The organism is Novosphingobium sp. SG754 (genome assembly GCF_013149315.1).
Classification (GTDB): domain Bacteria; phylum Pseudomonadota; class Alphaproteobacteria; order Sphingomonadales; family Sphingomonadaceae; genus Novosphingobium; species Novosphingobium capsulatum.
Genome location: NZ_JABGCC010000003.1, coordinates 595,773 through 609,809 on the forward strand (window position 1 = coordinate 595,773; position 14,037 = coordinate 609,809).

Consider the following 14,037-nt stretch of genomic DNA (forward strand, 5'->3'; position numbering starts at 1 on the left):
GACGTTGATGCGTCAGATCAGGCCGGCCCCGTCCAACTGCACCACGGGCACCATGCCGCCTGCCGGGCGCGGCGGCAGGGTCAGGACCAGGCCATTGGCATCCTGGCGGAACGGCACCGGCCCACCCCCAAGCAGGCGCGCGGCAGAGACCTGGCCGGCCTGCGGCCCCAGTGATGCGATCCGCACCGGCGCGCCGGGCCATTCCAGCATCGCGGCAAACAGTGCGCCGCCCTTGGTGGTAAAGCGGATATCCTGCGCGGTGAATGGGCCAGACTTGCCCTCTGCCATGATGCCGGTGTCCAGCTTGGTCGGCCCTTCGCCATAGCGCCGCCACGGGCGGCTGCCATGAATCATGGCATCGCCGTGCACCGCCATCCAGGCGGTGATGCCGTCCAGGATCTTGCTCTCTTCGGCATCATAGGTGCCATCGCCGCGTAGCGGAATCGACAGCAGCAGGTTGCCGTTCTTCGATACCACGTCGACCAGGCGCTGGATCACCTGATGGGCCGGCACATAGGATTTCTGCGCGAACCGGTCGCGGTTGTAATGCCAATCGCCGATGCAGGTGCAGGTCTGCCACGGGCGTGGGCGAATATCGGCGGCAAAGCCGCGCTCCACGTCTTCCACCACGGCGCGCTGCTGGTCCTCGCTCAGCCGCTTGGCCGTCAGCACCACGTCGGGGCTGCCGTGCCAGGCAGTCGCCTGGTTGTAGAAATGCGCGGCGGCTTCCAGGCCGTAGTGGTCGAACGGCAGGCCGTAATCGTCAAAATAGACCATGTCGGGGCGGTAGCGCTCCACCAGGTTCTTTTGCCGCGCCAGCCAGCGCGCGGCGAAGGCCGGGTTGCGCGGCGGCACGGTTTCCAGCCACTGCCCATCGTTGGCCTGGTGCCACTTGTCCATCGCGGCATCGCTGGTGATGCCATCGGGCGGGGCCATGTTGGGCCCGGTGTAAAGCGCCTGCGGATCGAGGCCCTGCCACCAGGTACCCTGCCCGTGCTCGCGGCGCAGGTGCCAGGCGTCATAGCGCTGCCCGGCATGGGGCCCTTGCGCATCATAGCCATAGGCGGTCTGCCACCAGTGCCACGCGTGGCTGGCATGGTTCGACACGCCGAACTTGAGGCCCGCCCCGCGTGCCGCCTTTTCCCAGCCGGCGATCAGATCACGCTTTGGCCCCACACGGGTGCTGTTCCAGCCATGATGATCGCTGGTGAACAGGTCCAGGTTGTCATGGTGGCAGGCCATCGCCATGAAATAGCGTGCACCCGCCGCCTTGTAGCGTTGCACGAGGAAATCGGGATCCCAATGCTCACCGCGCCAGTCGCCGATCACGTCGATGAAACCGTGGGCCGTGGGATGGCCGTAGGTGGCAACCTGATGCTGATAGGCCGGCGTCCCGGGGATATACATCGAGCGGCCATACCAGTCGCCACGCTCGGGCTGGCACTGCGGGCCCCAATGCGCCCAGATGCCAAAGCGCGCCTCCCTGAACCACGCCGGCACCTGATAGCCGGCGGCCAGAGACTGCCAGTCGGGCGCCAGGGTGCCCGACCGGGCGCGATGGTCGGCAGCAACGCGCGCCTGGCCCGCGCCACCCACGGCCAGCGCCGCCAGCCCGCCACCGAGCACGCCGCGCCGGCTGGCGCCGAGCCATCCCCCGGCCATCAGCGCACCACCTCGACCGGCGGACGCGCCGCACTGCCCTTCATGCCGGCGGGCCATTCCACCTGACCGCTGGCATCGTTCCAGCGCACCACGGTCTTGCCGGCCTGGCTGGTCTTGTAGGCATTGGTCTGGCCATCATCGTCATAGAGCGTGGCCTCGCCATTGGCGCCGGCAAAGGCGCGCAGCTTGGCAATGCCCTGCTTTTCCACGGTGGAAAGGATCGGCGTGCCCAGCGGCACCAAGCTGCCCGCGCGCACGAACAGCGGGATATGGGCGATCGGGGCATCGGCCTCGATCGTCTGCCCGCCGGCAAACTTGCGCCCGGTCCACCAGTCATACCAGTCGGTGCCCTTGGGCAGATAGACCGGGCGGTGGGTCTGCCCCTGCCGCGTGACCGGCGCCACCAGGAACGCCGGGCCGAACATATATTGATCCTTCACCGTCAAGGCCTGGACATCGCCGGGGAAATCCATGAACAGCCCGCGCATGATCGGCGCGCCGGTGTCATAGGCATGGCGCGCGGCGGCATAGGTATAGGGCAGCAGCGCATAGCGCAGGCGCAGCGTGTCAGCCAGGATCGCCTCTGCCGCCGGGCCATATTGCCACAGCGCCGTGCCCGGCCGCTGGCCATGGATGCGCAGCGTGGGGGTAAAGGTGTTGTACTGGAACCACCGCACGAATAGCTCGGGATAGTCCTTGTAATCGGGCGCCATCGCCGTGGCGCCGGCCGGATCGACCAGCGGCGCCGTCGTCGCTTCGCCCGCGCCGCCGGGATACTGCCAGCCGCCGGTGTCGCTGCTCCAATAGGTCATGCCCGACGCGGCGGCGTTGATCCCGGTAGGGATCTGGCGCTGCAGCGCTTCCCACGTGGCGTCCACGTCGCTCGACCAGAACAGGCAGCCATTGCGCTGCGCGCCGAGATAGGCCGCGCGACACAGGATCATGTTGCGCTTGTTGGGCCGGTCCTGCGCCGAGCCATCGGCCACGCTTTGCGTGTGCAACAGCGGGAACAGGTTGTGATAGCGATCGCCCGAACCGATCGAATAGAAATAGCCGTCCGGCACCAGATCGGGCTCGGTCTCGTCCAGCCAGGTCCAGTCAAAACCCTGGCTCAGGATATTGTCGCGGATCTGGCTCCAGAACCACTTGCGCGCGGCCGGCACGGTGGGATCGATCAGCGCGCCCGCCCGGTCAGAGCGGATCGGCAGGCCATCGACCGGCTTGCCATCCTTGTCGTGCAGCAGCCAGCCCTTGGCGGCGAGCGTATCGAAGTTCTTGGAAACCTTTTCGAAACGCGGCCACACGCTGATCAAAGAGCGCATGCCCATGGCGTTGAGCTGGGCATTCATGCCCTTGGGATCGGGAAAGGCGCTGCGATCGATGTCGAGGTTGCCCAGCGCCGTCCAATAGAACCAGTCGAGCACCATGATATCGAGCGGCAGGTTGCGCGCGCGATAGCCCTTGGCAATGTCGAGCAGCTCGGCCTGCGTTTCATAGCGCGCCTTGGACTGGATCAGGCCCAGCGCGGCCTTGGGCGGCAGCGGCGTGGTGCCGGTCAGGCGGGCATAGCCGGCATAGATCTCGTCGGTGGTCTTGCCGGTGATCACGAAAAAGCTGACGCGCTCACCCACGTTGGATTGCCAGTGCGTCTTGCCGTTGACCCCGGCCGAAACCGTGGTGGCGGAAGGATTGTCCCAGACGATGCCATAGCCCTTGCTCGTGACCATGAAGGGCACGCACACGCTTTCGCCCTCGGGCGCGTCATAGTTGTGGCGGCAATCGATGGTGCGCCCGCGCAGATCGGCAAAGCCCTGCTGGTTCTGGCCCAGGCCCCAGAAATGCTCATCAGCCGTGGTGGAAAAGCTCGCGCCCACGCGGAACGTGTGCTCGCCCGAAACATCGTGCGGGCTCATTTCCCAGCTGTTCATGCGCGTGAGCGCGGCGCCGCCGGGCTTGGCAAAGCCGATCGAGACGCTGGGCAGCGACGGCGCGAAATAGCGGGCCATCATCGTCGGCGCGCTGGGCCAGGGCTGCGCATCGACGCGCACTTCCAGGTCGCCGGAACGGAACACGTCAGCCCCGTTGTCGCTGGCATGGGTCCAGCCAGCGGCATCGGGCGTGGCATTGGGCCCTTCGCCCGGCGCGCTACGCGCCACGTCGGGATCAGTGGCGATGGTGACGCGCACGATATTGGGGGCATAGGGTTCGATGCTCACCGCCGCGCCGTTGCGATCGAGCACCGCCAGCGGCGCGGCCAGGGCCGGCACCGCGCAACCGGCCTGCAACAGCAGCGCGAGGGTGAAAATACGTGCCTTGGCCTTCATGCGATTGGTCCCTTCCCGTCTCGTTAATTCTGTCGCAGCCAAACCGTGGTTCAACCCGCGCAGTCGAGTGATAGCGCTATCATTATGGTGCCGATGCTGGCTTGGCAACTGGTTATCGCGCCTTGCCTTTTCCCGGCCGGTGGTCAGCCCAGCGCCGCTTCCCGCTGGGCGTTGGCGATCGTCCCGCCGATCCTAGCAAGGTGATCGGCCTGGCTGGGCATGGCCTGTGCTGCGCGCCCAATCAGGTCACGCATGCCGCGCAGCATCTGGTCCAGTTCCAGCGGGCGCAGGCTTTCGGTCAGCGGATCGTGGGCCTGGGGCATGACGCCCTGGCCGAGCAGCACCGCCAGCCAGCTGGCGTCTTGAAACAGATCGGTTTCGCGTGACAGCAGCCGCCCGCTGCGGCGGAACATGGCGATCTTTTCCGCCAGCGAATCCGGGATCGCGCCGGTCCGGCACTGGTCCCAGAACGGTTCCCCTTCGCGCTCGTTGGCGTGATAGTGCAGCACCAGAAAATCGCGGATACGGTCGTATTCGTTGGCAATCTGGCGGTTGAACTCGGCCATGGTCATGGGGTCGAAGCCCATGTCGGGAAACCAGTTGAGCAACTTGGCCACGGCAATCTGGACCAGATGGATGCTGGTCGATTCCAGCGGCTCCAGAAATCCGGCCGAAAGGCCGATCGCCACGCAGTTCTTGGCCCAGCTCTCCACCCGGCGGCCGGTGGTAAAGCGGATCAGGCGCGGATCGGCCAGCGGCTGGCCATCCAAATTGGCCATCAGCGCGGCATGGGCCTGGTCATCGCTCCAATGTTCGGCGCTATAGACCATGCCGTTGCCCATGCGATGTTGCAGCGGAATGCGCCATTGCCAGCCGGCCTCATGAGCGGTCGAGCGCGTATAAGGGCGCATGAGATCAACGCAGTCGGTCGGCACGGCCAAGGCCCGGTTGCACGGCAGGTAGTGCGTCCAGTCTTCGAAAGGCACGCCTAGCGCCTCGCCCAGCAACAGGCTGCGCAGGCCGGTGCAATCGATGAACAGATCGCCATCCAGCATGCCGCCATCGTCCAGCCGCAGACTGGCGATGCCGCCGCTCTCGCCGTCGAGCACGACCTCTTCGATCAGCCCTTCGCGGCGCTCCACCCCGCGCGCTTCGGCCAAGGTACGCAGATGCTGGCCATAGAGCGTGGCATCGAAATGATAGGCATAGGAAAATGTCGAATAGACCGAGCGTGGATCGCCATCGGGCTGCCGCATCTTGCCGGCATAGGCGGCCTGTTCATTGAGCGAGAACGCGCCGAGTGGGGTATCATCACCCAGCGCCTGGGCGCGCAACCAGTGCTGGTGGAATTGCGTGCCGCCAAAATCGTTGCCCTGCCGGCCGAACGGATGGAAATAGCGGTGCTCCCTGGCGCGCCAGCCGGCAAATTCGATGCCCAGCTTGAACGTACCCTTGGTCGCCTGGAGAAACGCCGCCTCGTCCAGCCCGATAACCTGGTTGAACGTCTGGATCGGCGGGATGGTCGCTTCGCCCACCCCGATCGTGCCGATGGTTTCGGATTCGACCAGCGTAATGCGGCAACGGTGCGGGGCAATCGTGCGCGAAAGCGCGGCAGCCACCATCCAGCCAGCGGTGCCGCCACCGGCGATGACGATGGAACGGATGTGGGAAGGCGCGGTGTCGTGCGGCATGGGGTGATCCGATCGGTCAGGCCGCGGCCTGGCAATGGCGGGCAAGGTAAAAGCGGTGATCGGGTGCAGACCGGCCCATGCGCGCCAGATCCTCGCGGCGGCGTGCCATGTGCGCGCGCAGCATGTCGATCGGCAGCGCGTCGATCAGCGGATCGTGGCGCTGTGGCCAGACGCCATTGCCCAGCAGGATCGCCGCCCAGCTCGGCTCTTGATAGGATTCCCCATCGAGCAGCGGGATCTTGCCCGTCGCGTGCCAGCTATCGAGCTTTTGCTGCAGGGTATCGGGCAGGTCCATGGCGCGCACCGCCTGCCAGAACGGCTCGGGCCGCTGCGACACGCAATAGTGCGCGATGATGAAATCGCGGATGCGGTCCCATTCCACCTGGCACACGCGGTTGTATTCGGCCGCCACGCGCGGATCGAAATGCTTGTCGGGGAAAAACTCGATCAAGCGGCCGATGCCGTTCTGGATCAGCTGGATGCCGGTGGATTCCAGCGGCTCCAAGAACCCGCTGGCAAAACCCAGCGCCACGCAATTGCGCTGCCAGAATGCCTCGCGCCGCCCGGCGGTAAAGCGGAAGCGGCGCGGATTGGCCAGTGGCGCGCCGCCCAGGCTGCCGAGCAGCGCGTCCTCCGCGGCGGCATCGCTCATGTGGGCCGAGGCATAGACGATGCCGTTGCCCTCGCGGTGCTGCAACGGAATGCGCCATTGCCAGCCAGCCGCCAGCGCGGTGGAGCGGGTGAACGGCGCGGGCGGATCGTGCCGCGCCGATGGCACCGCAATGGCGCTGTCGCACGGCAGCCAGTGCGACCAATCGACATAGCCCGTGCCCAGGCGCTTGCCGATCAGCTCGGCGGCAAAGCCGGTGCAGTCGATGAAGAATTCGCCATCCACCACCTGCCCATCGGCCAGGTGCAAGGCGCGGATATGCCCGGTCTGCGGATCGAGCGGCACATCGACCACGCGCCCTTCCACCCGCGTCACGCCCCAGCTTTCCGCCAGGTTGCGCAGATAGCGGGCATAGAGCACCGCATCGAAATGATAGGCGTGGGCATAGCGCGGCTGGCGCGGGTCGGCCGGCGTGAACTTGCCACGCTGCGCCAGGGCATAGGGCGCGGAATAATCTTCGATCGGTGCGGTTTCGCCCGATCGGGCCAGGCGCAGCCAATGATGGTGCGGGGCAATCCCGCCGATCGGCTCGCCATAATCGCCAAAGCCATGGAAGTGGGTATTGCCCACCTGCCCCCAATCGCAGAACTCGATGCCCAGCTTGTAGCTGCCCATCGTCGCCTGCAGGAAGGCATGCTCATCCAGGCCAAGCCTGTCGTTGAACAGGCGGAACAGCGGCACGGTCGCCTCGCCCACCCCGATGATCCCGATCTCTTCGGATTCCACCAGGGTAATGCGCAAGGGTTGCCCATCGAACGCCTTGGCCAGAAGCGTGGCCGCCATCCAACCGGCCGTGCCACCGCCCAGGATGGTGATCGATCGGATCGCTGCCTCGTTCATCACATCCTCTTCCCCGTTCCGGCCCCGGTCTCATGCGCCTGTGCGGAACAGGGGCATGAGATAACCGGAGCCGGCCGTGTGGAGCAAGATACCGCCGCTATCAGAACTTCGAGCGGACGAGGAACGCGATGTGGCGGTCGGTTTCTTCCCAGGCATAGCGCGGGTGCAGGCTCGCCGGGCCGACATCGATATAGGTCTTGGCCTTGAGCAGGTTCTGCGCCTGGAGGCCGACCTTGAGATGGCTGTTTACATCGACGATGAACGATGCGTCGAGCTGGCCATAGGCTTCGTTCCATACCGGCTGGTTGACGTTGGCACCGTTGGCGTTGGCCAAGTATTCCGAGCGCCAGTTGTAAGCGAGGCGCGCCGAAACCCCATACTTTTCATAGAGCAGCGCCGCGTTGAACGAATGCTTGGACAGGCCCTGCATCGGCAGGTTGCCCGGCAGCAGGCTGCCCGGCGCCAGCTGCGGGTTGGACGGGTTGCGCCCACCGGTGCTGGCGATGAACGTATAGTTGCCGTTGAAGCCCAGGCCCGACAGCGCACCGGGCAGGCTATCGAAGAACATGGTGTAACCCGCTTCCACGCCCTTGATCGTGCCATGCCCGCCGTTGACCGGGATGTTGACCTGGAAATCCTGCGTCACGCCATTGCGCGTCAGCGTAACGGTCGATGCCTGGGGGCTGATGTAGTTCGACACGTCCTTGAAGAACGCGGCCAGCGTCACGGCATTGGCCTTGCCGAAATAGTATTCGAAGCTGGCGTCAAAGTTCCAGGCGCGGATCGGCTTGAGATAGGGGTTGCCGCCCGTCAGGGTACGGGGGGCGACCACCGCCGGGGTGAAGCCGTCCGCCTGGAAGGTATAGGCATAGGTTTGGTTGGCCTGCAGGTCGGTGAAGCTCGGGCGATAAATCGTCTTGCCCACCGCAAAGCGCAGGATGGTCTTGTCGTTCAGGTAGAACCGCGTGTTGAGCGTCGGCAGCACGTCGGTATAGCTGTTGCGCGCGTCGACCGGGGTCTTGCTGCCATCGCCCACGAACGTCGCGGCATTGACCAGCGCCTGGCACGCCGCGGCGCCATTGGTGGCGATACACGCCGCCGCCGTCTGCGAGTTCGACGACGAAGAGCTGAGCGAGGGCAGGAAGATGGCGCCAACCGCCGTGGTGCGGGTGCGGATCACGCGGACGCCGATGTTGCCATCGAACCGGCCGAGCAGGCCGCTGTCTTCGCCAAAGCTCGCCATGGCATAACCGGCCAGCGTCTTTTCGGTCTGGGTATTGGTGCCATAGGCGTTGTTGTTGCCAGCGCTGCCATTGAAGGCCGCATCGGTCAGCGGCGACCAGCCGCCATTGCCGCTCTGCGTGGTAACCAGATACTTGTAGGCATTGGCTGCCCCCTTGTCGAGCAAGCCAACCGAAGGGAACCAGCCGCCCGGCACATTGACGTTACCGCCCATGAAGTTGCCGAAATTGAGGCGCGTGGTCTGGCCCGGCAGGCCCACGTTGCCCGGGTCCTGGTTAAGGTAGATCGGCGTGCCGCCACCCCAATAGGCGGTGCTGAGCAGGCCCCAGTTGTAGTTGGTCGATTGGGTGACCAAGTCCTTGGCAGTGTTTCGCAGGCCAACCTTGAACGACTTGAAGAAGTTGCCGTCATCGAGCGTGTAGGTCACGTCGGCACGCTCCGCCCACGAGGAGGCGCGGTTGTTCTCGTTGTGCTGCATGGCAGCGTACCAGAAATAGTTAGCCGGATCGCTCAGGCTCAGGCCATTTTCGCTGAAGGTGAGGCTGGGCCGGTCACCAGTCAGGTTGAACGCCACGTTGGGCCGGCCGCCGTTCAGGCCGAAACCGTCGAACGCGGTCATGCTGTAAACGCTGGCGTGCGAGTTGACGTGATCGACATCGACGCTCACCGTCAGGTGATCGGTCGGCGTCCAGAACATGCTGCCATAGAATTCGCGGGTGACCTTGTCCTGCTGGCCAACGCGGCTGTCATAGACCAGCTGCGCGTTGCTTAGCGTGCCCGAGGCCAGGGTGTGCTGCGGCCCAGTGAAGGTGAAGCTGGGATCGAGGCTGAAACCGCCGTTCTGGTCGTTGATCTGCACGGCATTTTCAGCGTCACGCGGCGTCACCTTGGCAATCATGCCTTCAAAGGTGAACAGCAGGCTGGACGACGGCTTGATCTGCAGCACCGCGTCATACGAGTGGCGCACCTGCGTCCATTCGACCGAGCGATAGCCCAGGCCACTGGGCAGGGCCACGGTGGTGCCGGCCGGGAGACCCGATTGCGCCGCTGGCAGCGTTGTCGTGCTGATCGATCCGGTCTGGATCGCATCGGTGCGGTTGCCGGTCTTGCCGGTGGATGCGGAAAGCTGCAGGCCGATCTGGGTGCCGCCGGGCGTGTCCCAGCGGTGGCTTACCACGGCATTGCCCGAGAAGAAGCCTTCCTTGCGCTTGTCGGCATAGTTCCAGTCACCCGAAACGGCGACGAAGTTCTTGCTGTCGAGCGGCTTGCGGGTGCGCAGGTCGACGATGCCGGCAATGCCGCCTTCGACCATGTCGGCCGACGGGGTCTTGTAGACGTCGACCGCGCCCATCAGGTCAGGCGAGACGTCTTCAAAGCTCAGGCCACGGCCGCTGTTGGCCGAGAACACGTCGTGGCCATTGATTTCGCTGCGCGTCCAGGAAAGGCCACGGATAAACACGCCGCCACCTTCGGCCGGCACGCGGCCGGGGTCGCTGCCTTCCAGGGTGTTGACGTCACCGGTACGCTGCAGGGTGATGCCGGGCACGCGCTGCAGGGCTTCGGAAACGGTGCGGTCGGGCAGCGCGCCGATGTCCTGGGCAGAGATCGAGTCCACGATCACCTGCGAATTGCGCTTGGTGTTGAGAGCGTTGCTCAGCGAGCCGCGAATACCGGTAACGATGATCGACGGCACGCCGGGCTCATCGGCAGCGGCGGCCTTGCCGGCGTCTGTGGCGGCAGCGGCTTCCTGCGCATGGGCGGTGCCGGCCACCAGCGAGGCGGCCATCACCATGCTGGACGTGACAAGAAAACCGATCTTGCGCGCATTGCGGCGCGTGCTGCGCCCGAAAACGTTGTGCATAACCCCTCCCAATTAAGGCTATCTCTAAAGAAATGTAGTTTTTACAGATATTTCCATGCCGATCTCAGCGTCGTGAGAGACGCGCGGCAATGGCGAGAAACAGATCTATTTCCCTTAGAGCCCCCTCCTGATTGCTCCGTGTGTCAGAGCACCTCATCTGCGTTAACGCTACCATTTCAACACACGATTCGCAAACCGGATTATTGCCAAACGCCCGCCGTGCTGCGGGCTTGCCGCTGGACAGCCGCATTCGGCAACAAATCGGCAATTTATGCCGCTTTGCATCATTTGTTTTAATTCAATTACTTAGAATTATCGTATCAATGAGATAACTAGGATTTATCGCACGCTCTTTTGCGGTGCGAGAGGCGCAGCAAATGGCCTGGCGATAGCGCTAAAACGATTGCAGGACTGTGGCAAAGCCGCAACGGTCACCCACTATTCGTGCGTGGTCACCGCAAGCGCGCGTAGCGAAAATGGCGTGATCCGTTCCCCCGCATTGCGCGGGATGGCCGGGTACGGATTAACCGGCGCGAGGCGCGGTCAACGTGGCGTCGGATGCGCGCAGCACCAGCGAGAAATCGACCCGCACATGGCGCGGCGCGCGGGCCTTGGGGTCAAACACGCTGTCCACCAAGAGGCGCACGGCTTCGCGTGCCATATCGGCCACCGGCTGGCGCGCGGTGGTGAGTTCCGGCCAGACATTGGTCGCCGATGCCGTATCGTCGAACCCGCAGACCGATAGCTGGCGCGGCACGTCCAGCCCCATACGGTGCGCCGCGGCGACGGTGGCGGCGGCCATGTCGTCGTTGCTGGCAAAGATCGCCGTGGGCGGCTCGTCGAGCGAGAGCAGCGCCAGCGCGCAATCCATGCCCGAACGGAACGTGAAATCGCCGGTGGTTTCCAGGCGCCGATCGCCATCGATGCCCGCTTCGGCCAAGGCGCGGCGATAGCCGTTGCGGCGCAGGGCGCTGGCGGTCTGGTTGGGCGCGCCGCCGATAAAGCCGATCCGCCGATGCCCCAGCCCGGTGAGCCGCGCGGTCAGCGCATAGGCGGCCGCCTCGTCATCGATGGTTACGGCATGGGCCAGCGGCGAAGGTGCCCCGGTGGCGACCTGCGCCATGACGAGCCCGGCGCGGTTGATGCATTCCAGCAGCAGCACATCGTCAGACAGGGGCGGCGGCAGCAGCACGGCATCGACACGGTGCGACAAGAGCTTGGCTGCCAGCGCTTCGCGGCTGGCCTCTTCCTCGAAATGCTCGACCAGCAACTGCGCGCCCATGGCGTTGGCCTGCTCGTTCGATCCGACCAGGAACTCGCTGAGATAGGCCGAACTCGGGTTGGAATGGAGCAGGCCGATGCGGCACTGCCGGCCGCCGGCCAGGCTGCGCGCGGCAAGATTGGGGACATAGCCCAGTTCGGCAATGGCCTTTTCCACCTTGGCGCGGGTGGCCTCGTGCACTTTGGGATCGCTGTTGACCACGCGCGACACCGTCATCGGCGAAACCTGCGCCAGGCGCGCGACATCGGCCACCGTCGGCCCACGCGCCCCCCGGCGTTGCCCACGCTTGACGCGGCCGTTGTCCTGATCAGTCATCCCCGCCGTCCTAAGCCCCGCCAATGCGGCATGCAAGCGAAACGGCCAACCCGATACCAAATTGATACCGCTATCGCGCGGCGCGTATCGACCAGGCGAGAGACGGGGCGATCAGGGTATCGGCATGGTGAAGGGGCTCAGCGGGCTGCCATCGGCATCGAACAGGTTGGCGACCGGGCTATCTGCCCAGAGATACCGCAGCGTCACGTCACCAGTGCGCACGGGGATGGCCACCGTATCGGGGGCGTCGAGCTTTGCCGGGGCAAACCGGCAATGGCCTGCCGCATCGCACAGCTCAAAGCCGATCGGCACGGCATCGCCGATCACCCGCAATGGCCGGTTGAAGCGCAGCCGCACCTGGTCGTTGCCCTCGCGCAGCACCACCGGCAGCGCGGCAACCGGCTTGCCGGCCAGGGCCTGGGCCAGCCGTTGACCCACCGGCTTCTTGCGCGTGGGGTGGATATCGTCAGGGTCACCTACGTCGATCGCCACGGCCAGGCCGGCGTCGGGATCGCTGGCCGCTACCTCGCGCTGCGCCTCGCGGATCCGGGGCCAGAAGGCATCGGTTGGGCCAGCCACCAGTGGCCCATAACCGGCAATCTGCACGATACCGAAAGGCCGCGTGGCAAAGCGGCTGCGCCAATCGGCGATCAGCGCGCGCAGCAAGCCACGATAGCCGGTTGCATCGCCGGCATTCGATTCCCCCTGGTACCAGGCGATGCCGGCCAGCGGGATATCGCCCAGCGGGGCGATCATGCCGTTGTACAGCGTGGTCAGCCCGCTCGCCGCGATCCAGGGCGGCATCGGAATCTTGCCGGCGCGCGCCAGCGGCATGCCCTGGACCACCTGCCATCCGGCAATCGGGATGCTGCCATCGGCCAGTTCCAGGGCCGGCAGGCTATCGCCATGCAGGCCGCCGCCGCTGCCGGTATCGAGCACGTTGACCGTGATCGTATTGGTCCCAGCGTGCAGGCTGCCGGCCGGCAGCGCATAGTGGCGCTGCGTGTTCCAGCCCACCCCCGCGCCCACCGCCACGCCGTTGACCAGCGTCTGGTCGATATCGTCGACCACGCCCAGACGCAGCGCGCGGGCGGCCCGGGCCTGTTGCGCGCTGAGCCTGACCGTGGCGGTATAGGTGGCGGTGCCGTCAAACCGGGCATAGGCTGGATCGCCCCAGTCTTCCCACAGCTTGCCCACGTCGGCGCTGCGGGCCGCCCCCTTCCCCGCCGTGCGCGCGAAAAAGGCACGCAACTGCTTGCCCCAGGCCTGCTCGGCCGCAGCCGGATCGCGCCGGCGCAGGGCCAGCAACTCCAAATCATCGTCGTGCCCACCAGCTTGGCGCACGGCCGCCAGTGACATCCAATCCTCGATGATCGAACCGCCCCACGATGCCGCGATCAGGCCCACGGGCACCTTGCGCGTCGCCTGAAGGCTGGCGCCCATGAAATAGCAGACGGCAGAAAAATCCGGCGTGCTTGCCGGGCCAGCAGGTGCCCAGGCTACGCCCGCACCGAATTGCGGCTGCGGTGTCAGGCTGTTTTGCTTGGGCACGTTGAACAGGCGCAGATCGGGATTGGCGCTGCCCGCAATCACCACGTCGGCATTGGTGGCATGGCGCAGCGTGAACTCCATGTTCGACTGGCCCGAACACAGGAACACGTCGCCAAATGCCACATTGGCAAGCTGCGTCTGCTGCCCGGTCGACGTGGCAAAGCGAAGGTGGTGGCCGCCGCCCGCAGCCTGGGGCGGCAAGGCAATCTGCCATGTTCCATCGGCCGCCACGGTCGCATCGGGCAGCGCGCCACCGTCCAGGCTGGCATGGACCACGCTGCCCGGCTCCCCCATGCCGCGCAGGGGCACCGGCTTGCCCCGCTGCAACACCACGTTGTCGGTCAGGACCGGTGCCAGGGCAAAGGGCGCGGCCTGCGCCGCCACGGGCCAGGCCAGCAGCGGAACGGCGGCGGCAATGACAGGCACCGCAAGGCGAAATGGACGCATGGCCGACAGGGCTCCTCTCTTACCGCCCGGCCGCCACCATCGTTATGGCGGCCCGGGGCAGTTTGCTTGTAGCGGAATTGTTAGCGCTATCTTGACGGCATTTCGAGCGCAAATTATGCCTCGTCCCCGCAAACAAAAACACAACGGCAAAG

Annotated in this window: 7 protein-coding genes; all 7 read right to left on the minus strand. The window is 65.5% G+C overall.

What is annotated here, in order from left to right; translation table 11 throughout:
- Positions 1–12: 12 nt before the first annotated feature.
- The gene (locus FHW97_RS10530; protein WP_171798905.1) at positions 13–1,662 is read right to left on the minus strand and encodes an alpha-L-fucosidase; all 1,650 of its coding nucleotides are present in this window, start codon (positions 1,660–1,662) and stop codon (positions 13–15) included.
- Positions 1,662–3,986: a TIM-barrel domain-containing protein gene (locus FHW97_RS10535; protein ID WP_171798906.1), complete on the minus strand. Its 2,325-nt coding sequence runs from the start codon at positions 3,984–3,986 to the stop codon at positions 1,662–1,664. Before FHW97_RS10535 ends, FHW97_RS10530 begins: the two co-directional genes overlap by 1 nt.
- A gap of 143 nt (positions 3,987–4,129) precedes the next feature.
- Entirely contained in the window at positions 4,130–5,677 is a 1,548-nt protein-coding gene (locus FHW97_RS10540; RefSeq protein WP_171798907.1) for a tryptophan halogenase family protein, read from the minus strand.
- Positions 5,678–5,693: 16 nt separating this feature from the next.
- On the minus strand, positions 5,694–7,187 hold the full coding sequence (locus tag FHW97_RS10545) for a tryptophan halogenase family protein (RefSeq protein WP_171798908.1): 1,494 nt from the start codon (positions 7,185–7,187) through the stop codon (positions 5,694–5,696).
- Between the two features lie 100 nt (positions 7,188–7,287).
- Entirely contained in the window at positions 7,288–10,290 is a 3,003-nt protein-coding gene (locus tag FHW97_RS10550) for a TonB-dependent receptor (protein WP_253941712.1), read from the minus strand.
- Between the two features lie 523 nt (positions 10,291–10,813).
- Complete coding sequence (locus FHW97_RS10555) at positions 10,814–11,887, minus strand: LacI family DNA-binding transcriptional regulator (RefSeq protein WP_169041428.1); 1,074 nt, start codon at positions 11,885–11,887, stop codon at positions 10,814–10,816.
- Between the two features lie 111 nt (positions 11,888–11,998).
- Positions 11,999–13,885 (minus strand): sialate O-acetylesterase, encoded by a 1,887-nt coding sequence (locus tag FHW97_RS10560; protein WP_171798909.1) that lies wholly within the window; start codon positions 13,883–13,885, stop codon positions 11,999–12,001.
- Between the last annotated feature and the right edge of the window lie 152 nt (positions 13,886–14,037).

Coding starts and splice junctions, on each gene's coding strand:
- FHW97_RS10530 (WP_171798905.1), bottom strand. CDS start 1,662: ATGGCCGGGGGATGGCTCGGCGCCAGCCGGCGCGGCGTGCTCGGTGGC.
- FHW97_RS10535 (WP_171798906.1), bottom strand. CDS start 3,986: ATGAAGGCCAAGGCACGTATTTTCACCCTCGCGCTGCTGTTGCAGGCC.
- FHW97_RS10540 (WP_171798907.1), bottom strand. CDS start 5,677: ATGCCGCACGACACCGCGCCTTCCCACATCCGTTCCATCGTCATCGCC.
- FHW97_RS10545 (WP_171798908.1), bottom strand. CDS start 7,187: ATGAACGAGGCAGCGATCCGATCGATCACCATCCTGGGCGGTGGCACG.
- FHW97_RS10550 (WP_253941712.1), bottom strand. CDS start 10,290: ATGCACAACGTTTTCGGGCGCAGCACGCGCCGCAATGCGCGCAAGATC.
- FHW97_RS10555 (WP_169041428.1), bottom strand. CDS start 11,887: ATGACTGATCAGGACAACGGCCGCGTCAAGCGTGGGCAACGCCGGGGG.
- FHW97_RS10560 (WP_171798909.1), bottom strand. CDS start 13,885: ATGCGTCCATTTCGCCTTGCGGTGCCTGTCATTGCCGCCGCCGTTCCG.